The sequence below is a fragment of the Pseudomonas sp. 13B_2.1_Bac1 genome (assembly GCF_025466155.1).
Classification (GTDB): Bacteria; Pseudomonadota; Gammaproteobacteria; order Pseudomonadales; family Pseudomonadaceae; genus Aquipseudomonas; species Aquipseudomonas aylmerensis.
The window spans coordinates 20,455-39,636 of the sequence record NZ_JANLOH010000001.1; the positions used below are offsets into that span (position 1 = coordinate 20,455).

At 57.1% G+C, this 19,182-nt stretch carries 22 protein-coding genes and 1 pseudogene; 22 read left to right on the forward strand and 1 reads right to left on the reverse strand.

The genetic code is table 11. The features are described 5' to 3' along the window. Positions 1-2: 2 nt before the first annotated feature. The 20 genes and pseudogenes from NTD80_RS00125 (at position 3) to NTD80_RS00220 (ending at position 14,986) form a co-directional block, all read left to right on the forward strand. Positions 3-323: a hypothetical protein gene (locus NTD80_RS00125; protein ID WP_262131585.1), complete on the forward strand. Its 321-nt coding sequence runs from the start codon at positions 3-5 to the stop codon at positions 321-323. After that, entirely contained in the window at positions 320-976 is a 657-nt protein-coding gene (locus tag NTD80_RS00130) for a hypothetical protein (protein ID WP_262131586.1), read from the forward strand. The genes NTD80_RS00125 and NTD80_RS00130 overlap by 4 nt, the downstream gene beginning before the upstream one ends. After that, positions 969-1,487, forward strand: a complete 519-nt coding sequence (locus NTD80_RS00135; protein WP_262131587.1) for a hypothetical protein — start codon at positions 969-971, stop codon at positions 1,485-1,487. The genes NTD80_RS00130 and NTD80_RS00135 overlap by 8 nt, the downstream gene beginning before the upstream one ends. Then, positions 1,484-2,059, forward strand: coding sequence for a phage baseplate assembly protein V (locus NTD80_RS00140; protein ID WP_262131588.1), 576 nt, complete (start codon positions 1,484-1,486; stop codon positions 2,057-2,059). The genes NTD80_RS00135 and NTD80_RS00140 overlap by 4 nt, the downstream gene beginning before the upstream one ends. 46 nt (positions 2,060-2,105) lie before the next feature. Then, positions 2,106-2,297 carry a hypothetical protein gene (locus NTD80_RS00145; RefSeq protein ID WP_262131590.1) on the forward strand — a complete coding sequence of 64 codons (192 nt, stop codon included), beginning with the start codon at positions 2,106-2,108 and terminating at the stop codon, positions 2,295-2,297. A gap of 5 nt (positions 2,298-2,302) precedes the next feature. After that, entirely contained in the window at positions 2,303-2,629 is a 327-nt protein-coding gene (locus NTD80_RS00150) for a GPW/gp25 family protein (protein ID WP_262131591.1), read from the forward strand. Continuing rightward, the gene (locus NTD80_RS00155) at positions 2,626-3,513 is read left to right on the forward strand and encodes a baseplate J/gp47 family protein (RefSeq protein WP_262131592.1); all 888 of its coding nucleotides are present in this window, start codon (positions 2,626-2,628) and stop codon (positions 3,511-3,513) included. The genes NTD80_RS00150 and NTD80_RS00155 overlap by 4 nt, the downstream gene beginning before the upstream one ends. Continuing rightward, complete coding sequence (locus NTD80_RS00160; protein WP_262131593.1) at positions 3,510-4,115, forward strand: phage tail protein I; 606 nt, start codon at positions 3,510-3,512, stop codon at positions 4,113-4,115. The genes NTD80_RS00155 and NTD80_RS00160 overlap by 4 nt, the downstream gene beginning before the upstream one ends. Beyond that, positions 4,112-5,986 carry a phage tail protein gene (locus NTD80_RS00165; RefSeq protein ID WP_262131594.1) on the forward strand — a complete coding sequence of 625 codons (1,875 nt, stop codon included), beginning with the start codon at positions 4,112-4,114 and terminating at the stop codon, positions 5,984-5,986. The genes NTD80_RS00160 and NTD80_RS00165 overlap by 4 nt, the downstream gene beginning before the upstream one ends. A 104-nt stretch (positions 5,987-6,090) precedes the next feature. Further along, on the forward strand, positions 6,091-6,660 hold the full coding sequence (locus NTD80_RS00170) for a phage tail assembly chaperone (protein ID WP_262131595.1): 570 nt from the start codon (positions 6,091-6,093) through the stop codon (positions 6,658-6,660). 98 nt (positions 6,661-6,758) lie between these two features. Continuing rightward, the gene (locus NTD80_RS00175; protein WP_262131596.1) at positions 6,759-7,934 is read left to right on the forward strand and encodes a phage tail sheath family protein; all 1,176 of its coding nucleotides are present in this window, start codon (positions 6,759-6,761) and stop codon (positions 7,932-7,934) included. A gap of 12 nt (positions 7,935-7,946) precedes the next feature. Next, on the forward strand, positions 7,947-8,450 hold the full coding sequence (locus NTD80_RS00180; protein ID WP_262131597.1) for a phage major tail tube protein: 504 nt from the start codon (positions 7,947-7,949) through the stop codon (positions 8,448-8,450). Positions 8,451-8,464: 14 nt separating this feature from the next. Next, positions 8,465-8,743, forward strand: a pseudogene (locus tag NTD80_RS00185) (phage tail assembly protein); the annotation flags it as partial. 24 nt (positions 8,744-8,767) lie between these two features. Beyond that, entirely contained in the window at positions 8,768-9,073 is a 306-nt protein-coding gene (locus NTD80_RS00190; protein WP_262131652.1) for a phage tail assembly protein, read from the forward strand. Between the two features lie 140 nt (positions 9,074-9,213). Next, positions 9,214-11,739: a phage tail tape measure protein gene (locus NTD80_RS00195; protein WP_262131598.1), complete on the forward strand. Its 2,526-nt coding sequence runs from the start codon at positions 9,214-9,216 to the stop codon at positions 11,737-11,739. Between the two features lie 9 nt (positions 11,740-11,748). Then, on the forward strand, positions 11,749-12,594 hold the full coding sequence (locus tag NTD80_RS00200; RefSeq protein ID WP_262131599.1) for a phage tail protein: 846 nt from the start codon (positions 11,749-11,751) through the stop codon (positions 12,592-12,594). After that, a complete protein-coding gene (locus NTD80_RS00205) occupies positions 12,569-12,775 on the forward strand; it encodes a tail protein X (RefSeq protein WP_262131600.1) in 207 nt (68 codons plus the stop codon). Before NTD80_RS00200 ends, NTD80_RS00205 begins: the two co-directional genes overlap by 26 nt. Before the next feature lie 16 nt (positions 12,776-12,791). Next, positions 12,792-13,835 carry a phage late control D family protein gene (locus tag NTD80_RS00210; protein ID WP_262131602.1) on the forward strand — a complete coding sequence of 348 codons (1,044 nt, stop codon included), beginning with the start codon at positions 12,792-12,794 and terminating at the stop codon, positions 13,833-13,835. 63 nt (positions 13,836-13,898) lie between these two features. Then, complete coding sequence (locus NTD80_RS00215) at positions 13,899-14,462, forward strand: glycoside hydrolase family 19 protein (RefSeq protein WP_262131604.1); 564 nt, start codon at positions 13,899-13,901, stop codon at positions 14,460-14,462. After that, positions 14,444-14,986, forward strand: coding sequence for a lysis protein (locus NTD80_RS00220; RefSeq protein WP_262131605.1), 543 nt, complete (start codon positions 14,444-14,446; stop codon positions 14,984-14,986). The genes NTD80_RS00215 and NTD80_RS00220 overlap by 19 nt, the downstream gene beginning before the upstream one ends. 15 nt (positions 14,987-15,001) lie before the next feature. Here NTD80_RS00220 and NTD80_RS00225 read toward each other — a convergent pair whose 3' ends face one another. Then, positions 15,002-15,583: a hypothetical protein gene (locus tag NTD80_RS00225; protein WP_262131606.1), complete on the reverse strand. Its 582-nt coding sequence runs from the start codon at positions 15,581-15,583 to the stop codon at positions 15,002-15,004. Positions 15,584-15,790: 207 nt separating this feature from the next. Between NTD80_RS00225 and NTD80_RS00230 the strand changes: the two genes are divergently transcribed. Further along, a complete protein-coding gene (locus NTD80_RS00230) occupies positions 15,791-16,585 on the forward strand; it encodes a DNA adenine methylase (protein WP_262131607.1) in 795 nt (264 codons plus the stop codon). Between the two features lie 177 nt (positions 16,586-16,762). Continuing rightward, positions 16,763-18,799 (forward strand): acyltransferase family protein, encoded by a 2,037-nt coding sequence (locus NTD80_RS00235; protein ID WP_262131608.1) that lies wholly within the window; start codon positions 16,763-16,765, stop codon positions 18,797-18,799. Positions 18,800-19,182: the final 383 nt, after the last annotated feature.

The following is a 19,182-nucleotide window of genomic DNA, read 5'->3' on the forward strand; positions in this document are numbered from 1 at the left end:
CCGTGGCTTTCCGCGATCTGATCGACGACATCGACGACGTGGTGTTCGAAACCCTGGGCGACAGTGCCCAGATCGAAGGCCGCGTCGAAACGGTGCTGGGTATGTTCGCTGCACCCTGGAAAGCGCCGCAGTTCGGCAAGGTCCACACCGGGTTACGCGAGCCTCGCTTCGAGATCCGCGTGAAGGATTCGGCCGGCCTCAGCAAGGGCTTGCGGGTCACCATCGACCTGCCAGCCTTGGATGGCGGTGGCGACTACGACCTGCTGCAACTGGAGCCCGGTGGCGATGGCTTGGTGGCCCTGATCTTGAGGAAGCGTCCATGAGCGTTGGTAGCCATGTTCAGCAGAACCGCGACAGCGGGATGATCAACATCAGGCCGTCGGCAGTGCATTCCCAGGCCTTGCGTGAGTTCGGCCAGTTGGTGCCCAAGGCTGCTGCAGCGGCTCAGCGTCGAGCGATAAACAAGACGTTGGGCTGGCTGCGTACCCACATCGCCCGCGCCGTGGGCAAGCAGGAACGCATCGCCATCGGCGCCGTCCGGCAACGCCTGCGGGCGTACCCGGTTAGTGGCGGGGCGATGCGGGGCAAGTTGTGGTTTGGGGTCAACGCCATCGAGGCCAGCCGGATTGGTAAGGCTCGGCAAACCCGCAACGGTGTCTCGGTGGCAGGACGGCGGTACCAGGGCGCGTTCTTTAAGCAGGTGTATGGCAGCAGCCCTGACATCTGGATCCGCACGTCGAGCAAGCACTTCAACGCTACGGACTATCCCGGCAGCACGCAGGGGCGGCGCAGCTCGGGCTTTGTCGCGGAAAGCGACAACCGCTTCCCGCTGGCGAAAGCCAAGGTCTCGCTGGATCAGGTGCGACCGCACTTCGACAGCTGGGTGAAACGCGCAGACGAACGCTTGCTGGAGATACTCAAGCAAGAACTCAACTTTGAACTGCAGAAATACCTCAAGGGGTCCGCCCGTGTCTGATCAGCCTTTCAGCCTCGACAGGCTCTATGAGGCCATCGAGCAGCACCTACAGGAAAAGTTGCCTGGGATTCAGGGAGCGTCGTTCTGGCCGGATCTATCGGCAGACACCAGCATCCCCACGCCGGTGGTGCTGCTGGAGATGGCCGAGATGGAGCCGGCACCGGATATCGGTACCGGTGAAACGGCGCTGACCTGCAAGTTTGAGGCGCGGATCATTGTCGATTCGATCAGCGCAGATCCGCAACGGCAGGCCGTGCAGTTGGCCTCCCAACTGGCGGTGCTTCTGCGAGGGCAGAGCTGGGGCCTCGAGGTCGATTGCGCCGAATTTGTACGCTCCACCCAGGACTGGACCAAGCCCGAACTGGACGGCTATTTCGTCTGGCTGGTGGAGTGGGATCAGACGGTCTACCTGGGCGCCGAAGAATGGCCGTGGCCGGATGAGCCGCCGGGTTCGCTGGTCATCGACTTGGGGCCTGGCGTTGGGCAGATCAATCCGGGAGATCTGCAATGAGTTATGCCAGCGCCCAGCATGACCGGATGATCGCCTCAACGGTAATGCCCTGTGTCGTGGTGGCGGTCGATCTGACCACCGCCATGGTGCGTGTGAAGTCCGGCGACTGGACCAGCGCCTGGGTGCGCTGGCATAGCCAGGCGGCAGGCAAGGCGCGTCATTGGCGGGTGCCGAGCACGGGGGAGCAGGGTGCGTTGATCAGTCCCAGCGGCGAACCTGCGATGGGCACCTTCATCCCCGGCCTGTACGGCAATGCTGGCGCGCAGCCGGACAACCGCGACCACGTCGAGGTGTGGCGTTTCGACGATGGCGGCTCCCTGGTCTACGACTGGGAAGCCAACAGCTACACCATCGACCTGCCGGCCGGGACCGTGACCGTCAAGGTAGGTGGGTCTGTACTGGAGATGACGCCGGACAGCACGCGACTGGTTTCGGGCGAGATCAACCTGGTGGGCGCGGTCACCATCGACGGCGCTACCCAGATCAACGGCACGCTGAACACAACTGGCGACATCAATAGTGCCGGCAAGGTCATCGATGCCGGCGGCAATACGCCGAACCACAAACACTGAATCTGACCCTCCCTGTGCGGGTTTTTCGTTTTAGGAGCATCCACTGATGAGCAAGAACAAAACCGATAGTCAGGACGAAGCGGGACCTGTTCGCGTTTTCCGCGACACGCTCTTCACCTCGCGCACGCTGGTCCTTCCTGACGGCAGCACCTTGGCGGTGAGCAAGGCACGTGTGACGGCTACCAGCGATGAACAGTTCGCCTTCCTTAAGGCCCATCCGGAACTGCAGCAGGAGTAATCCCGATGATCGGAATGGATCGCCACACCGGCAAACCGCTGTCCGGTCTCGACCATCTCCGGCAGTCCATTGGGGACATTCTCGGCACGCCCGTGGGCAGTCGGCGTATGCGGCCTGAATACGGCAGCCTGATCCGGCGCTTTGTCGATCTACCGGTTAACGCCGGTTGGAAGAGCGCGGTGCAGGCCGAGGTGGCTCGCTCGCTGGGGCGTTGGGAGCCGCGGCTGAAACTGGAACAGGTGCAGGTCGTTGCTATCGTCAGCGGCCGTATCGACTTCAAATTAACCGGCGAGTATCTGGGCGAACGCCTGCTGCTGGAGGTGTCAGCATGAGCACGGTGGATTTATCGGCATTGCCGGCACCGCAGGTGCTGGAAGCGATAGACTATGAGGCGCTATATCAAGAGGGGCTCGCCGCTTTTCGCGAGCACATGGGCGATAACTGGTCGGCCTCGCTCGAAAGCGATCCGGTGGTCAAGCTGGTGGAGTTGGGCGCCTACGGCAAGATGCAGAATCGCGCACGGGTCAACGATGCCGCCAAGGCGCTGATGCTGGCGTATGCGCAAAAGGAGGATCTAGATCAGCTCGCGGCCAACGTCAAACTCCAGCGCCTGGTCATTCAGCCGGCGAATCTGCTGGCAGTGCCACCGGTAGACGAGGTTAAAGAGTCCGACGACGCTCTGCGCGAGCGTATCCAGTTGGTCTACGAAGGGCTAACCACGGCCGGACCGCGCAACAGCTACATCTTCCATGCGCGCAACGCGTCGGCATTGGTCGCCGATGCTACGGCGGAAAGCCCATCACCGGCTGTGGTGGTTGTGACTGTGTTGAGCCTGACCGGCAGCGGTCAGGCCGATCAAGCATTGCTTGACGTTGTGCATGCCAAGCTTAGTGACGATGACGTCAGGCCGTTAGGCGACCGCCTCATTGTGCAAAGCGCCGAGATACTCAAGTACCGGATCGATGCCGTATTGCATATGCAGGGCGCTGGCCCGGAAAACGACGCGATCCTGGCCGAAGCCATCAAGCGCATCAAAGCCTGGATCAATCCGCGAAAGCGCCTGGCGTTGGAGGTTGCGCAATCCGGTGTCGATGCCCAGCTGCACATCAGCGGCGTTGGCCGGGTCGAGCTGCTCAACTGGGTTGATCTGGAACCAACCAAATTTCAGGCAGCATATTGCACGGGCTTTAGCGTTGTCCTTGGGGGCTCGACATGACCAGTCTGCTCCCCCTGAACAGCACGCAGCTGGAGCGAGCCATTGAGGCCACCTTGGTTGAGAAAACCAAGATTCCGTTACGCGACCTCTACAACCCTGACACCTGCCCGGCGCACCTGTTGCCGTGGCTGGCCTGGACCTGGTCGGTCGACCGTTGGGACAACAAATGGTCGGAGGCCATCAAGCGTTCGGCCATTCGCTCTGCGTTTTACGTACATGCCCACAAAGGCACCATCGGCGCCCTGCGTCGAGTGGTCGAGCCTCTTGGCTACCTGATCGAGGTGCTGGAGTGGTGGCAGACCACTCCCAAAGGAATTCCCGGCACCTTCGCCTTGAAGGTCGGCGTACTTGAAACCGGTATCACCGAAGAGATGTACCTGGAGCTGGAGCGCTTGATCGACGACGCCAAGCCCGTTAGCAGGCCCTTGACCGGGCTGGCAATCAGCTTGGAAACCCAGGGCGCCATACACATCGGTGTCGCCCTCTACGAAGGCGATGTAATCGACGTCTACCCACCCGTGCAGCGTGACATTGATGTCACCGGCTACATCGGCGTGGTCGGGCGCGAACACAGCATAGACACTCTGGACGTTTACCCATGATTGATCGCAACTCGCAATTTATGGCGATCCTCACCAACGTGGGGGCCGCAAAGCTGGCTAATGCTAATGCCCTGGGCATTCCCTGGAACCTCACTGCGCTGGGCGTCGGCGATGCCAACGGCACTGACCCGGTCCCCAGTGCAACCCAGACCAAGCTGATCAACGAGCAGCGACGGGCGCCACTGAATCAACTGCGCGTTGATCCGGTCAACGCGGCGGTGATCATCGCTGAGCAGGTCATACCGGCAGATGTTGGGGGCTGGTGGATCCGCGAGATCGGCTTGTACGACTCGGACGGTGACCTGGTCGCAGTTTCAAACTGTGCACCGAGTTTTAAGCCGGCGCTGGATCAGGGTTCAGGCCGTACACAAATTGTGCGGATGAACTTTATTGTTTCAAGCATCAACAACATCGTGCTGAAGATCGATCCGGCGATTGTGCTGGCGACTCGTGAATATGTTGATCTGGCTATCACCGAAGCCGTTAATAAGCAGGACTCCAAGCATTCGGTGCTGGTTGCCACCACGGCGAACATCGCCCTGAACGGCATTCAGACTATCGACGGCATGCTGCTTGCGGCAGATGCCCGCGTCCTGGTGAAAGACCAGGTCCAGGCGAAAGACAATGGCATTTACGTAGTACCAGCCAACGGCGCCTGGAAACGTGCGCAGGATGCAGATGCCAGCATCGAGGTGACGCCTGGCCTCTTCGTCACCGTCGAGAAAGGCACGGCCAACGGCGATAGCATTTGGCAGCTGGTGACTGATGCGCCGATTATATTGGGTACTACCGCGTTGACTTTTGAAGTCATCGCAGGACGCACCGGTATCGGGGCTGGCACCTACCGCAGCTTGACTGTGGATAAGCTCGGACGCGTAATCGCAGGTACGAATCCGACAACGCTCGCGGGCAGCGGGATCACCGACGGCGCGACAAAAACCGAGTTGTACGACGAAGTTGCTAAGTTGCTGCCAAAGTCTGGCGCCAAAGTATCGGGTTCATTTACTTTGGATAACGGCACAGAAGACACCCCGCAGTTTGGTTTTAAAACGCCAACTGCTGAAGCGTACATAGATCTATGCGACAGGAGTGTCCGAATTTTTGCTAAAAGCGGTGAAGTTAATTCTGCGCCACTTAATTTGAATCTTGAGTCTAAGGTTGCCGAGGTTTTCGGGCATGTAGTATGGGATTCGGGTAATTTTGACCCTTCATTAAAAGCAGCTAAAGCCACCACTTTAGCGGGCTACAATATCACCGACGCGTTGACTGCGGTGCAGGTCAATAATGCGTTATCACAATGCATCAAACTCTCTCAGTTCGTACCATCCGGGTCAGCTCCGGTGTTTCAGTCAGCCGGATTTGGGGCGATTGCTGGTATCGCAGGAGGCGCCGGCACGGTCCAAGTCAGCGGAGGAGATGGCATATCCTCTGCGGTGATGTGCTTTCATCGACCTGGCAATTATGGGGTCATGTTTGGTCTGGATACTGATAATCAGCTCAAGCTAGGTGGATGGTCGGCGGGCGCGGTAGCCCATACCATATGGCATTCAGGTAATAGGCCGAAAAATACAGCTCTACTTGCGCCAACTGGATGGAGAAAAGACGCGGACACGGGCGAGATCATTCAGTGGCTTGAGTATTCTTTTGACGATATGCCAACTATAAAGACAATAAGCGTAACTTGGCCATTTCAGTTTCCAACGCAGTTTATAAACGCGAAAGTAAGCTTTCGTAAAACCACGGCAGCGCCTGCATGTATACAGGGTTACTACTCGGCTCCTAGCGTGTCAGGTTGCACTGTATATGTCGAGGAATGGTCGGGAGTTACACAAACAGGGATAACGGTAGTTGTCGAAGCTAGGGGCTTTTAGGGATGAAGATATTCTATAGTGCGAAGTCAAACACGTTTTTTAATGAGGCGTTCCATGGATCTCGGACCATTCAGTTACCTGATCCTGAATGGAAGCGCCCGAGTATGAAGGTGTCTGACCTTAACTGGATTCCTCCCGATATCCAGGTACCTAACCCGGCCTGGGTTGAGGGTGACGGATCGGTCCCTGAAACAATTTCGGCCCCCGATGTTGATGCAACTCCACCAATGATCGACACGCCGGACGTGGATGCTGTACAGCCAATTATTACTGTCCCTAACCCGGCATGCTTGCTCCCGCCAGCGGCTGAGCTTGTTGAAATTACTCAGGAAGATCACGACGCTATCTTTCGGGCTGTCTCAACTGGCAAATCGACCTTTAGGGGGGGTAAAGATGGTCGGCCGATCATCATTGCGACGCCTGGGCTGACTCTGGAAGAGTTGGAATATAGCGAGCGTGCCTTTCGAGATAAGACTCTTTTGCTCACTGATACGCTGGTCGCACGTCATCGTGACGAGCTGGAGGCTGAACGGGCTACAACCCTCACCACCGAGCAGTACAAGCAGTTGCAGGGCTACCGGCAGGATCTGCGCGACTGGCCTGAATCGGCGCACTTCCCGGCACTTGAGTACAGACCGGAACAGCCGGCATGGCTGGCTGAGTTGATCCTATAACGCCCCGCATTGACGGGGCGTTTTCTTTTCCGTTACGCGCATCACGACCAACCCACGGCCTCGCTTCTGCGGGGCTTTCTCGTTTTTGGAGTTCAACCATGAGTAATGCAGGTGGTTTTTTTCACGGCGTCACCGTGACCAACGTCGACACCGGCACGCGGCCTATCGCTGTGCCGTCTTCGTCGATCATCGGTCTCTGCGATACCTTCACCCCTGGTCCTGCTGCCAGTGCCTTGCCCAATCAGTTGATGCTGATCACCCGCGAAAGCGAAGCCATCGCCGCCTGGGGCGCAGACGCGGCAATCACCAAGGCGGTGAAGGCCATCTACGTTCGCTCCAAGGCCGTGATCGTTGCCTGCGGCGTGGAAAAGCTGGCAGACGCCGCAGCGCAGACCTCGGCCATCATTGGCGGTGTCCTGGCTAACGGCACTCGCACCGGCATGCAGGCACTGCTCGATGGCAAGAGCCGCTTCAACGCACAGCCGCGCTTGCTGACCGTACCCAAACACACCGCAACGTTGCCCGTCGCTACCGAGCTTGTGGCGCTGAGCGACAAGCTGCGCGCGATTGCAATCATCGACGGCCCTAACACCACCGATGAAGCCGCGATGGAGTACCGCGAAAACTTCGGTAGCAAGCGTGTGTTTCTGGTCGACCCTGGTGTGCAGTACTGGGACACCGCGCTCAGTGCCACCGTCGATGCTCCCGGTTCTGCCTGGGTCGCCGGGCTCTTCGCCTGGACCGATTCGGAGTACGGCTTCTGGGCCTCGCCGTCGAACAAAGAATTTGTCGGCATCACCGGTACCGGCCGGCCTATCGAGTTTCTCGACGGCGACGAAACCTGCCGGGCCAACCTGCTCAATAACGCGCAGATCACCACCATCATCCGCGATGACGGCTACCGCCTGTGGGGCAACCGCACCTGTTCGAGCGATCCGAAGTGGGCGTTTGTCACCCGCGTGCGGACCATGGACATCGTGATGGACGCGATTCTCTACGGCCATAAATGGGCGGTCGACCGCTCGATCACCAAGACCTACGTCAGCGATGTCACCAATGGCCTGCAGGCCTTTATGCGCGACCTGAAAAATCAGGGTGCGGTGATCAACTTCGAGGTGTTCGCGGACCCCGAGTTGAACACGGCCAGCCAGCTGGAGCAGGGCAAGGTCTACTGGAACATCCGCTTCACCGATGTGCCGCCGGCAGAAAACCCCAACTTCCGCGTCGAGGTCACCAACCAGTGGCTGACCGAAGTCCTCGACACTAACGCATAAGGAGAGCCGCAGATGGTTCCGCAAACGCTCTACAACATGAACGCCCATATTGACGGCGTAGCCTTTAACGGTGAGATGACCAGCGTGACGCTCCCCAAGCTCACCTTGAAAACCGAAGAGCATCGCGCCGGTGGCATGGATGCTCCGGTCGAGATGGACCAGGGCATGGAGAAACTGGAGGCCAGTTTCGCCGGCAAAGGTGCGCGCCCGGAGGCCATGAAGTTTTATGGCCTGGCCGATCAGACCGCGTTCAACGCGGTGTTCCGTGGCTCCTTCAAAGGCCAAAAAGGTGCGACCACGGCGGTGGTCGCCACCGTGCGCGGCATGCTCAAAGAGATTGATCCGGGCGACTGGAAAGCCGGCGAGGCGGGCGAGTTCAAGTACTCCGTGGCTGTCAGCTATTACAAGCTCGAAGTCGCCGGCCGACTGATGTACGAAATCGATCCGGTTAACTGTGTCCGGGTTATCAACGGTGTGGATCAACTTGCCAGCGTTCGCCGCGACCTCGGCCTGTAACGGAAGCGTCTCTAATGAAAGTGAAAAAGCTGAAATTGATTCCGTCCTGGCTGACCTTTGGCTCAGACAGCGCGACGATCACCCTGACGCGCCCGAGTGATGTAAACGGCGTCAAGGTCGACCAGTTGAACCTGCGCGCTCCGACGTTGCGCGAGGTGCGCGCCTCTGACGCAATCGGTGGTGCCGACGCGGTGTTACGTGAGGTGACCTTGTTCGCCTCACTGACTGACGCCGGCACCAAGGACATTGATGGGCTCAAGCTGACGGACTATGCGCGGGTGCAGACGGCCTATTCGCAGTTGCTGCTGGACGCAGGGCTGCCCGACAAGGAAGGCGAACTGCCGACCTGGTTGGTGGTTGGCCCTGACGGTGCGGTCGTCACGCTCTCCAGGCCGTATGACTTCAATGATATGAAGCTCGACCGCCTGATGTTGCGTGCACCCACCGTGCGTGACGTGCGTGCCGCGACCTCGGCGTCAAATGGCGACGACGATCAGCGCGATACGATCCTCCTGGCCAACCTGTCTGAATCCGATACCAAGGATCTGGAGGGGCTCAAGCTGACGGACTACCAGCGGCTACAAGCCGCCTACTTTCGCCTGGTGCAGGACGACGGGGTTTAACGCCGAACTGCAGAAGCAGGTCGCGAAGCGCTTGGCGACGCAGTATTCATTTGCCGCCAATGAAATCGAGACCATGCCCTTTTCCACGATGATCTGGTGGCTCATGGACTGAGCCCTGCATCCCTGCCTGGAGAGTTCTCATGGCAAACAACCTGGCGCTCGGCCTGGTCATCGGCGGCGTCGTCAGCTCCACGGTCGGCGCCGCCTTCAAGGACGTTGAAGGCCGTATCAAGAAACTCGGCGAAACCGGCACCAAGGCTCGCGTGCTGCAGAGCACTATTGGCGACACCATCCGCCTGCGGGACGAATGGAAAAAGGCCCACGACACCGGTGCGGCGTCGGCGGATGGTCTGTTGCGAAAACTGGAGGGCAACCTCAAAACGCTGAAAGAGCAGGGCATTGAGGTCAGCAAGTTGCGTAAGGAATACCGGGCCCTCGGCCAGGTAGCGCGTGGCGCCGAACTCAAGGCGCTGGGCCACACGCAGATCCAGCAGGGCAAAGAGGGGATGAAAAACTCTCTCGGCCAAGCGGCGGTGCTCACGGGGTCATTGGCTATTCCAACCAAGATCTCCGGCGATTACCAGGCGCAGATCCGCCAGATGTCGTTGTGGGCACACACCGCTGGTACCGGCGATGAGGCCAAGTTGGCGGCGAGCATCAGCAAGGTCGCGGCAGATAAGGGCATGAGTCAGCAACTGCTCGCGAAGTCGGTCGGCGCCTTGATCGAAAAAGGCGTTGATTGGGATGTGGCCACCTCCTATGCCGGGCAGATTGCGGACCTGATCGACGGTCAAGGCATGGAGCCTGAAACCATCGCGACCCTGATCAACTCCTTCAAGGAAGCCGGGGTCAAGCAGGGAGATATGGCGGCGATGCTGGGCCAGGTCGCAGCCGCCGGTGACATCGGTGCGTTTGGTCCTAAGGACATGGCGAAGTATTTGCCGGCGATGCTCGGCAACATCAAGCGTCTGGGCATGGAAGGCCCCGAGGCGGTGCGCTTCCTGGGTGCCAGCCTGCAGTCGCAGTACTCGCAAACTCAGGACTCTGCGGCTGCTGCCACCAACATGAACAACCTGCTCAACGCTGTGATCAGCAGCACCAGTCAGGAACGGTTCGCCAAGGAAGGCTACGACTTGGCCGGCTCAATACTCGCCGCGACCAAAAGCGGCAAGGCAGCAAATCCGGTCGACGCGTTCATCATGCTCAGCGAGCAGTTGATCAGGAAGCAGGATCCGGCCAAGGCCAAGAAAATTGAGGCACTCAAGGCCAAGATCAAGGCCTCGGCGGACGGTAGTGCTGAGGAAGAGCAGGCCATGGTCGCGCTGACCGAGGCGGCCGGGTTAGCGACCATCGTCAGTGATCAGAGCGCCAGTGCGGGTTTGCTCGCGCAGATCAAATATGGCGACAAGATCAAGGCGGACATGGCGACCATCGAGAAAACAGACGGTAAGGCCAAGATTGAAGCCGATGCGGCGAAGGCGCGTGAGACGTCCAACAGGAAGTGGGCCAGTGCCACTGCAGGCATTGAGTCGTCGATGACGCGCATCGGTGATGCGTTGCGGCCGCTGACGGACGTGGCGGCAGATGGCCTGGCGAAAGTGGCCTATGGGCTTGGCGAATTGGCAGGTCGCTTTCCGACAGTGGTCAGCGGGGCGGCTGTGCTGGCTGCTGGTGTTGTCGGCCTGGGCGCGGCGATCAACGCGATCAAGATCGGCAAGGGACTGCTCAACGTTGCGCGTGGGTCGCTGATGGGCAATCCAAACGTTATCCAGCGGGTGTTCGTCACCAATCCCTCAGGCGGTGCTGGCGGGGTCGACGTAGGTGATGGAAAGCGGCGTCGAGGCAAGGGCAAGCGTGGTCGTGGTGGTCGAGGCGCTATTCCTGGTGCTGCTGCAGCGGCGGCGCCACTTGGCGCAACGGCCAGCCGGTTTGCGCCCAAGGCCATGATGGGCAAGGGGCTTGGGTTCGCCAAGGTTGGCGCGCCCATGGCGCTGATCGAGGCGGGGTTGATCGCCGCTGATACCTATCAAAACGCCGAGACCCGCGATGAAAAGGCCGAGGGCTACGGTAATGCCGCTGGCACCTTGGCCGGAACATTGGCCGGTGCTGCTGCGGGCGCCGCGATTGGTTCGGTGGTGCCGGTGATTGGCACCGTGGTCGGCGGATTGATCGGCGGGTTCCTCGGCAGCTGGGGTGGCGGCGAGTTGGGCGGTGCTGTGGGCAAGGCTGCGTTCGGTGGACCGGACGCTCCGGCCGAGCGCCTGATGCTGCCGGCTCAGCCATCGCCGTTGCGGTTGCCGCCACCAGGTGCGCCGGCTCTGCCGCATCTGGCGCAGATCGCGCCGTCGCTATCGTCCGGTCCGTTGATGCTGAAAACGCCTGCAGCACCGGGGCCAGCTTTGGGTGATGTGTCGCGCTCGTTGGCGGCTGCTCCCACAGCAACTGCGGCTCCGGCCGTGCTGGCTGCTGGACTGGCCGCGAAGCCGGAACCGACTCGGGTTGAGCAGCAGTGGACGTTCTCCCCAACCATGCCGGTGACTGTGCACGGCGACGTCAAGGATCCACGGCAGCTCGCGCAGGAAATGATGCCGCACCTGCGCCAGATGTTTGAGGAGTTCAGTCGGGAGCAGGGGCGGCGCAACCTCTTTGATGCCCCTCACGTTTAAGGAGTTTTCATGGCTTACATGGAGCAACTGCAATCCGGCTTTAAATCCCTGGTCCAGGCCGGGGAGGCAGGGCGGCACAGCATCGACGATATGATTGGGCCTGTGAACGGCGCCATAGGCGAAATCACCGGGGCAGCTGATGAACTGTCCAGTATTCCCGGTGTTGCACCTAGTGTCGGCGATAAGCTGCAGCGGGTAATGCGCGGGATCAACGCGGCGCAGTCCAAGGTTGGCATGGTGTTGTCGACCTACAGCAAGGCAACCCGTGCGATATCTGCGATTGACGAGCGCCTGGGCACCTTAAAGGAACAAGCCGCCCGGGCCAGCACGGCGATCAACCAGATGGCCGGCAAGGTCAGTCCAAACCTGGCGAATATTTTGCCCACCAGCGCTCTGGCACCCAATACCACACCCATGGCGGAAGCGGTCAAACCGTTTCCCCACCTGCTGATCTTGCAGCCGCTGCAGGCGAATGCGCAGCCGTTCTACTTCAACCTGGACACGGCGGCGTTTAACGAACTTCGCCGGCAAACGGAATTCCGCTGGGCCTCGCAAGAGCGCCTCAGTCGTCGGCCAGCACAGCAAGCGGTGGGAGTGGGGGAGGATAAGCTCAGCCTCAAAGGCCTGATCTTTCCCACGTTCAAGGGTGGGTTAAAGCAACTCGACATCCTGCGTTCAATTGGTGGGCAGTTGCTGCCCTTGAATCTGACCACCGGCTACGGCGTTGTCCTCGGCACCTGGTGTCTGCGCAGTATGGATGAGGAACAGGGCGCGCTGCTGGCCGGCGGGATCCCGCGCAAGCAAACCTTTAGTTTGGAGTTCTCGCGCTATGGCGATGATATGCAGAACGTCTGACGGCGACCTGCTGGATACCCTGTGTTATCAGCATTACGGACACCTCAATGGCACGGTCGAGGCGGTGCTGGCGGCCAATCGGTTGTTGGCGGATGAGCCGCAGCCGTTGCGTGCTGAGTTGCTGATTACGTTTCCGGAGATAGAGCGACCGGCGGTTGAGCAGGTTCAGCTGTGGGATTGAATGTTGAGGACTACCCATGAAACCCATATTTTGTATCGTCGCGGATGGCACTGATATAACGGCCTTGATTAACGACCGCCTGCTGTTGCTGCGCACGCTGGACAAGCCTGGCATGGAGTCAGATGAGTTCGAGCTGCGTATCGATGACCGTGACGGCGCCGTCGCACTGCCCAAGAAGGGCGCCGGGATCGAGGTCTACCTTGGTTATGACAGCAAAGCGATGGCGCGCTTGGGTCGGTATACCGTGGATGACATTGAGGTCTCCGGTCCGCCGGACACTCTGGTCATTCGCGGCAAAGCCAGCGACATGCGCGGCAGTGGCAAGACGACCCGCAGCGGCAGTTGGGAAAATGCACCGCTGTCCAGAATCGTCAGCGACATTGCTGCACGCAATGGTTGGATGCCTGAATGCCCCGTAGCCACTGTTGTTCCCAGGATTGATCAGATGAACGAGTCGGACTACAACTTCATCACCCGGCTCGCCAAAAATCACGACTGCACGGCGAAGGTAGCTGACAGCAAGTTGCTTGTGCTACCGCGTCAAAGCGGGCAGACCGCCAGTGGCAAAAGCCTGCCGACTATTCCCATCCGGCGCAGTGACGTCAGTCGCTGGCAATTCCGCTTCGCCGACCGCACCACTCAGAAGGCCGTCAAGGCCAGCTACCAGGACAAGAAAACCGGCGATCTGGTCAACCTGACCTTGGACAACGACGACGCGCCTGAAGGCTTGCCGCCGGTTCATACCGACCGGCACATCCACCCGAACAAGTCCGCTGCTGAACAAGCGGCCAAGGCCCGGCTGGCAGCGTTCAACCGCTCGACCGCCGAAGTTCGGCTGGAGATGCTGGGGCGCACTGATCTGTTTGCTGAGCGCCAGATCAATGCCCAGGGCTTCAAGGACGGATTGGACGGGGAGTTCCTGATCGACTCGGTGGAGCAGGTGTTCACCCAGTCCGGCTGGAGTACCACGGTTGAATGCAATGCAGGGAAGAAGGGTAAGGCCAAGGCGGCCGGTAAGAAAAAGAAAGCGCCCAAGGAGATCAAAGTTCTGGAACTGTAAGTCACCGCACGTGCTTCACCACCCGCCGCCATCGAGCGGTATTTTTTTGTCCGGGAAAAAGCGATGTCCATCACTGAGCAACAACTCCAGCGCATCATGCCCAACGCCCGCCGGCAAGCGGGCGTTTTTGTGTCCGCGCTCAACGCGGCCATGACCAACCGTAAGATCGATACACCGAAACGTCAGGCAGCGTTCCTTGCCCAGGTCGGCCATGAGTCCGGCCAACTGCAGTACGTGCGTGAACAGGGGGGCGATCAATACCTCAGCAAGTACGACACCGGCACGCTCGCTGCCAGGTTGGGGAACACGCCTGCCGCCGACGGAGACGGACAACGCTATCGTGGCCGTGGGCTGATCCAGATCACCGGCCATGACAACTACCTGCGCTGCAGCCTGGCGCTGTTCGGTGATGAACGATTGCTGCGCACGCCGGAGCTGCTGGAGCTACCGCAATGGGCTGCCGAGTCTGCGGCTTGGTTCTGGTCGGTGAATGGGTTGAACGCGCTCGCGGATCAAGAGCAGTTCAAAACCATCACGCGCCGGATCAATGGCGGGCTCAACGGCCTGGAGGATCGCCTGCAGCTTTGGGCCAGGGCGAGGGCGGTACTATGCGTCTCCTCGACCTGATCCCCTCGCAATTTCGTGTCGCTGCCGTCTGTGTGCTGCTGCTCGTGCTGGTTGCGGGATCTGCTGCACTTGCCTGGACCGCTCAAGGCTGGCGATACGGCCAGCAGCTGGAGCGCCAGGCCAGGCTTCACGCCGACACCCTCAACGACTTATCCAAAGCTGCTGCTGCTCTGCAGCGCAACGAGCAGGACAAACGCCTCGCCCTGGAGCAGCGCCTGCAGAACAAAGACGAAACCCATTACAAGGAATTGACCGATGAGCAAACCAAGCAGGCTCGTCTGCGTGATCGCCTGGCTACTGCTGATCTGCGGTTGTCAGTCGTACTCGCCTCCACCGAACCCACCAGCGGCTGCTCAATGCCAACCACCACCGCCACCGGCCGCGTGGTTCATGGCCCCGCAAGAGCCCAACTTGACCGAACGCATGCTCAACGAATTATCGGAATCACCGATGCCGGCGACCAAGGATTGATTGCTCTGGGTGCATGCCAGAGTTATGTACGTGAACTCACAAGGATTCAGTAATAGTGTTTTTGCGGCTCAGGTGTTGTCTTTTAGTTCGTCGAGAAAATTCAGTTCGTTTTCAAGCTGGATGAAGTTGAAGTCTCTGAGTAAATGAGTAGCATTTTTTCTAAATTGCAACTCAAAGACTTCGTCTTGTTCAACCCTACGCCAGAGACTGTTAAAGCTGTCAACGGCAATTATTTTTATGTCGTTGGTGTCCATAAGATAAAAATTTTCATAGCCGCGTGCGGAAATTGCAGCGTGGACAACGTCTTTTTTCTCAGGCCATGAATAATAAAAAATCGTCTTGGGTGGGTTGGTCCTAGTTGCGTGGTCTCCGAGAGGAGAGTACGCGTGCAGCAGAGAGCTTCTGGCAGCCCAAAGATCGTAAGGAGAATATTGGCTCCATTTGGAGTGGTGATATTTAACTAGAAAATTTTTGAATCTGTTTTGATTTGTGGTTTTGCCGTCGTCTTCTTTGGCTAGTGTTGCGCAAATGTCAATGAATGAATAAAACAATAATAGCGCAGGCATCTTATGTCGCTTTGCGAGCGCGTCGTAGGCGGCACTTTTCAGGTCGTTAAGCGTTACCAGAGCCAAGAGAGTTTGAGGATTCAATTTTTCTTCCTGTTATTTCGTAGCCTACGAGGAGATAGATTTGATCTCATAGAAAACCAAAAGAGCAACCGGTTAGATGCGTCAACATCTGAACCGGTTGCTGTACCCGCAGATCATCCCTGCAAGTCCAGCCAAGGCTCCTGCTTCGTGCACAAAGCGGAGCGAGCCTAGCACTGTTTATCCATACAGCAAAGGTCTTGCTTTCATATGTCCACACCCATCGTCCCCTGGATGGGCGGCAAACGCCGTCTGGCCGACCGCCTCATTCCGCTCTTCCCACCACACGAATGCTACGTCGAAGTCTTCGCCGGCGGCGCCGCGCTCTACTTTATGCGTCCTCAGGCCGCGCCGGTTGAAGTCCTCAACGACATCAACGGCGACCTGGTGACGCTGTATCGCGTCGTGCAGAACCACTTGGAAGAATTCGTGCGCCAGTTCAAATGGGCGCTCAGTTCCCGTCAGGTGTTCGAGTGGCAGAAGATGACCCGCCCTGAAACCCTCACCGACATCCAGCGTGCCGCGCGGTTCTTCTACCTGCAGCACCATGCCTTTGCCGGCAAGGTGACGGGGCAGACGTTTGGTACCGCGACCACAGGCCCGGCGATCAACCTGCTACGGATCGAGGAGAATCTCTCGGCAGCGTGGCAGCGGTTGTCTGGCACCTACGTTGAAAACCTGCCTTGGTTGGAGTGCGCTGAGCGTTATGACCGTGCCCACACCTTTCATTACATGGACCCGCCTTACTGGCAGACGGCGGGTTATGGCGTGGATTTTTCGTTTGAGAATTACGAGCGCATGGCTGAGTTCATGCGGCGCTGCAAAGGGAAGGTGATGGTGAGCATCAACGATCACCCGGACATCCGCCGAATATTTGAAGGTTTCCATTTCGAGACAGTCGACATTCGCTACAGCATAGCCAACCAGCGGCAGAGCAAGGTCGAGGTCTGTGGTGAATTGGTAATCATGAACTGGGAACCGTCAGTTTTAGGAGGGTTGTTTTAAATTTTCTGGTCGTGCACGGCAATATCTGGTATATGGCTGCGGGGAATCGCTTGGGCGCGGAATGGTCCTCTAAATTATTGCTAGTAGTTATCTGTGTCGCCTAAAAAATATATGGTCGTTTAAATGACTCGCCTGATTGTTGGCGAGTTATATTCAAAATATTAAGAGTATTGAAGAATGGGGCGTGCTGAGCAGCTTGAAATTTCTAGAAAGCGAAAAGCGATAGAGTTAAGTGGAAGTGAAGGTTTCAGGACCGATGTGAATGGGCTCAGGGCGTGGGCCGTTATGTCAGTGGTCTTATATCACTTTGGGGTGTATGGATTTGCAGGAGGATTTGTCGGGGTCGATATTTTTTTCGTGATATCCGGCTTTCTAATGGCCGGTATTATTTTTAAAGGGTTAGAGGCTCGCGGGCAGGGATGGTTTGGTTCACAGTTTTCTCTATCGGATTTTTATTTGTCTAGGGCGAGGAGGATTGTTCCTGCCTTGGCGGTTTTATGTGTTTTTTTGGTAGTGCTGGGCTGGTTGATATTATTCCCAGTTGAGTATGCTTCTTTAGGTAAAAGCATTATCGCGGCAATTGGTTTTTTTTCTAATCGCGAGTTTAATAAGGAATTTAGTTATTTTGATGATGCGGCGCAGGAAAATTTTCTGCTGCATACTTGGTCTCTTTCTGTTGAGTGGCAGTTCTATATGCTGCTTCCGTTATCGATTTTGCTGTTGTGGAGGGTGTCATCAAATAGAGATTTTCACGCATTGATATTTATTGTCGGTGCGGCTGTATCACTGGCTATTTCTATGAAGTTTTCAAGCTCGAAGCCAATGTATGCATTTTATATGCTGCCATCTCGAGCGTGGGAATTGCTTTTGGGTGGGGCTTTATTCCTTGCTTCTCATCGTTTTGTTTTTGGTGCCATGGTCAGAAGGTGGCTTGAAGTATTAGGATATGGGTTAATAGTTTTTTCTATTTTAATGTTTGATGAAAGTACTCGATGGCCTGGTTTTAACGCGCTGGTGCCAGTATTCGGAACGCTGCTGGTATTAGTTTCTGCGCAGCAAAAGTCGGCTTTTAGTAGTGGCAAGATTGCCCAGTGGCTAGGTAAAAATTCCTATTCGATCTATCTGTGGCATTGGCCGCTTGCTGTTGGAATGTTGTACATCCAAGGAAGAAATAGGCCTGATTTTGTTTTCGTTGGGATCTTGCTTTCTATAGTTTTGGGATGGCTTTCGTTTCGATTTGTCGAAGTGCCAGGTCGAAGGATTTTGAGTGGAAAATCTAAGGTTGTCAGTGTTTATAGGCTGGTAACGGTTTTTGTGTTTGTGTCATGTGTTGGTTTTTTAGTAACTAAAGTGGATAACTTTTATAGTCATAGGCTACCAGAGAAAGCAATTCAGGACTTTGCAGAGCTTCGAGATGTAAACCCTCGGCAAGCTGAGTGCCATATCTATGGCACGGGTGTGCATCCTGAGTGTACTTATGGTGGAGAAAAGCTGGGAGCGATAGTCATTGGTGATAGTCATGCGGGGGCGCTTGTCCGTGCAGTTGAAAACTCCTTGCCTAATAAAAATTTGAGTGTCTTGGATTGGACCTATGCTGCATGCCCTACAATATTGGACATAAAACACGTCAGCGATAGTACGTATCGGTGCGGTGAAACCGTCAGGCGGTTTCTCGAAAAAAGCCACCATCTTCCATCGTCTGTGCCGTTGATTATTATTAATAGATTGTCGGTTTATACTATTGGATATAATGAGCCTGAGCTAAAAGTCAAGTATGGGGCTCCGTTGAATTATCTGACTAAAAAGCACAAGGTTCGTGATGATGAGTTTTTAAGTGAGATGCAGAAAGGTGTTATCGATACGGCCTGCGAATTTGCGAAGGACAGACCTGTATATATGGTTCGGCCCGTTCCAGAGCTGGCAATAAACGTACCTAAATCGATGGCGAGGGGTGTTTTGCTCGGGATTAATGGAGAGGTGTCCATCTCTCTGGATGAGTACACAAGACGTCAAAAATATGTTGTAGATACGCAAGATATGGCTGCTGCACGATGCGGTGTAAAAATCCTCGACCCAATTCCTATTCTTTGTGGATCCGGAGCGTGCCGAGGTGATCATGACGGGTTACCCATATATTTCGATGATGACCACCTAAGCCTTAGAGGAGCGAATCTGCTCGTTCCGATGTTTCGAGAGATTTTTGAAGGGCGATAGCTACTATCTTGGCATCAGGTAGTCTGGAGCGCGGCCCATGCATTGAGGGCCGCGCTTGATAGTCATATAAAACGCCATCGTTTTTCAGTGTCGGTAAGAGTCCATCCTCACCAGAGTGTAGAACCTGCACCCGCGTTGACGGTGCGACGTTGTAGCGATCAATAGGCAGAGCGTCATACCCGCTGAACAGCTCTGTTAGGATTTCGCGTATCAGCCTATCAGGGTCCGCGATCTCGCGTTTTAGGCGCTGCCATTCTTCCGTATCCGATCCATGACCCACACCTACCGCCAGACTACCGCCTCGTTTACCGTGGCATTTCCGGTGAGCAGTTCCATGGTAACAACGCTTCGTAGTCTTCTACCGTCGACGCATGCGGTAAGCT

Coding starts and splice junctions, on each gene's coding strand:
- NTD80_RS00130 (WP_262131586.1), top strand. CDS start 320: ATGAGCGTTGGTAGCCATGTTCAGCAGAACCGCGACAGCGGGATGATC.
- NTD80_RS00140 (WP_262131588.1), top strand. CDS start 1,484: ATGAGTTATGCCAGCGCCCAGCATGACCGGATGATCGCCTCAACGGTA.
- NTD80_RS00145 (WP_262131590.1), top strand. CDS start 2,106: ATGAGCAAGAACAAAACCGATAGTCAGGACGAAGCGGGACCTGTTCGC.
- NTD80_RS00150 (WP_262131591.1), top strand. CDS start 2,303: ATGATCGGAATGGATCGCCACACCGGCAAACCGCTGTCCGGTCTCGAC.
- NTD80_RS00155 (WP_262131592.1), top strand. CDS start 2,626: ATGAGCACGGTGGATTTATCGGCATTGCCGGCACCGCAGGTGCTGGAA.
- NTD80_RS00160 (WP_262131593.1), top strand. CDS start 3,510: ATGACCAGTCTGCTCCCCCTGAACAGCACGCAGCTGGAGCGAGCCATT.
- NTD80_RS00165 (WP_262131594.1), top strand. CDS start 4,112: ATGATTGATCGCAACTCGCAATTTATGGCGATCCTCACCAACGTGGGG.
- NTD80_RS00170 (WP_262131595.1), top strand. CDS start 6,091: ATGAAGGTGTCTGACCTTAACTGGATTCCTCCCGATATCCAGGTACCT.
- NTD80_RS00175 (WP_262131596.1), top strand. CDS start 6,759: ATGAGTAATGCAGGTGGTTTTTTTCACGGCGTCACCGTGACCAACGTC.
- NTD80_RS00180 (WP_262131597.1), top strand. CDS start 7,947: ATGGTTCCGCAAACGCTCTACAACATGAACGCCCATATTGACGGCGTA.
- NTD80_RS00195 (WP_262131598.1), top strand. CDS start 9,214: ATGGCAAACAACCTGGCGCTCGGCCTGGTCATCGGCGGCGTCGTCAGC.
- NTD80_RS00200 (WP_262131599.1), top strand. CDS start 11,749: ATGGCTTACATGGAGCAACTGCAATCCGGCTTTAAATCCCTGGTCCAG.
- NTD80_RS00205 (WP_262131600.1), top strand. CDS start 12,569: ATGGCGATGATATGCAGAACGTCTGACGGCGACCTGCTGGATACCCTG.
- NTD80_RS00210 (WP_262131602.1), top strand. CDS start 12,792: ATGAAACCCATATTTTGTATCGTCGCGGATGGCACTGATATAACGGCC.
- NTD80_RS00215 (WP_262131604.1), top strand. CDS start 13,899: ATGTCCATCACTGAGCAACAACTCCAGCGCATCATGCCCAACGCCCGC.
- NTD80_RS00220 (WP_262131605.1), top strand. CDS start 14,444: ATGCGTCTCCTCGACCTGATCCCCTCGCAATTTCGTGTCGCTGCCGTC.
- NTD80_RS00230 (WP_262131607.1), top strand. CDS start 15,791: ATGTCCACACCCATCGTCCCCTGGATGGGCGGCAAACGCCGTCTGGCC.
- NTD80_RS00235 (WP_262131608.1), top strand. CDS start 16,763: ATGGGGCGTGCTGAGCAGCTTGAAATTTCTAGAAAGCGAAAAGCGATA.